This window comes from Arthrobacter sp. H14, assembly GCF_000520495.1.
GTDB lineage: Bacteria > Actinomycetota > Actinomycetes > Actinomycetales > Micrococcaceae > Arthrobacter_C.
Genome location: NZ_KI914697.1, coordinates 76,056 through 76,885, shown reverse-complemented (window position 1 = coordinate 76,885; position 830 = coordinate 76,056). Strand labels below are relative to the sequence as shown.

At 60.8% G+C, this 830-nt stretch carries 2 pseudogenes; both read right to left on the bottom strand.

The features are described from left to right. Nucleotides 1-460 (bottom strand): annotated as a pseudogene (locus Y707_RS27930) (PstC family ABC transporter permease); the annotation flags it as partial. Between the two features lies 1 nt (nucleotide 461). Continuing rightward, nucleotides 462-830 (bottom strand): annotated as a pseudogene (locus Y707_RS30210) (PstC family ABC transporter permease); the annotation flags it as partial.

The window sequence follows — 830 nt, the reverse complement described above, 5'->3', positions numbered from 1 at the left end:
TCCAGCGTGCAAACATGTTTACGGCGAGGGTGATGATGAACAGCACCAGACCCGCCGCGATGAGTTCACTAAGCCGGAGCCCATATGCTTCTGGAAAGTTCAGTGCAATCTCGGCCGCGATGGTCTGGTTCCCGTTCTGAATCAAGCTCGGGGCCAGTCCACCGCCCGAGAGCACCAGCGCCACCGCCATCGTTTCCCCCAAAGCGCGGCCTAAGCCGAGCATGGCCGCGCTGATAATTCCTGGGCGGGCGAAGGGGAGCACCGACATCTTGATCATTTCCCAGCGGGTTGCGCCCATGGCCAGCGCCGCTTCCTCATGCAGTTTCGGTGTTTGAAGGAAAATCTCCCGGGTCAGGGCGGTGATAATTGGCAGCACCATAACGGCCAGGACGATACCGGCGGTCAGCATGGTACGGCCGGTCTGGCTCGCGGGACCGACGAAGATTGGAATCCAGCCCAGATAGACCCGCCGCGATGAGTTCACTAAGCCGGAGCCCATATGCTTCTGGAAAGTTCAGTGCAATCTCGGCCGCGATGGTCTGGTTCCCGTTCTGAATCAAGCTCGGGGCCAGTCCACCGCCCGAGAGCACCAGCGCCACCGCCATCGTTTCCCCCAAAGCGCGGCCTAAGCCGAGCATGGCCGCGCTGATAATTCCTGGGCGGGCGAAGGGGAGCACCGACATCTTGATCATTTCCCAGCGGGTTGCGCCCATGGCCAGCGCCGCTTCCTCATGCAGTTTCGGTGTTTGAAGGAAAATCTCCCGGGTCAGGGCGGTGATAATTGGCAGCACCATAACGGCCAGGACGATACCGGCGGTCAGCATGGTACG